Annotated in this window: 1 protein-coding gene; it reads left to right on the top strand. The window is 41.4% G+C overall.

What is annotated here, in order from left to right:
- Positions 1–218 precede the first annotated feature (218 nt).
- Positions 219–604 (top strand): DUF3391 domain-containing protein (locus R7Q46_RS28350; RefSeq protein ID WP_318078466.1); only part of this gene is annotated, 386 nt, incomplete at its 3' end.

Raw genomic sequence — 604 nt, 5'->3', positions numbered from 1 at the left:
AAAGCCTGTCTTCGAAGCCAAGCTGAAACTGCGTCATGCGGATCGAGTATTAAAACAAGACTCTGATTGATACTCAGGTATGAGCTTGATTCAAATTATGAACAACACATTGGTTCTTAACGCGAATGACTCGCACTTGTGAGTTCTTATTGATGAATTTATTTACAGAATCTACTACTATTCTTGGTTTATCGTGAAAACTTAATAGTAGTGAAAAAGTGGCAGCAATTAAACTTACAGTGGATCGTATTCAGCCGGGATTACATATCCGCCTTCCGCTAAAGTGGAACGATCACCCCTTCCTACTCAATAGCTTTAAAATTAAAGACCAGGAACAGATCGAGATGATTCGTCATCTCGGTGTGAAGTTCTTTTACTTTAATCCCGAACAAAGCGACACCGCACCATTGCCCGTCAATCAAATCCAAACGGACAGCACAACAAGCAATGAATCGTTGGATCTAGAAACGCAAAAACTGTGGCAAGAAAAACAGAAACGAATTGAAAAGCTCAGTGCATATCGTCGACGAGTGATCCAGTGTGAGAAAGAGTTTGAACGCTCACTTGCGCGGATGCGATCAGTCATGACGAAAATTCGTAACCG

The sequence above is a fragment of the Vibrio sp. 811 genome, assembly GCF_033339195.1.
Note: the sequence above shows the minus strand (reverse complement) of the source record. Positions and strands in the feature narration are given on the sequence as shown.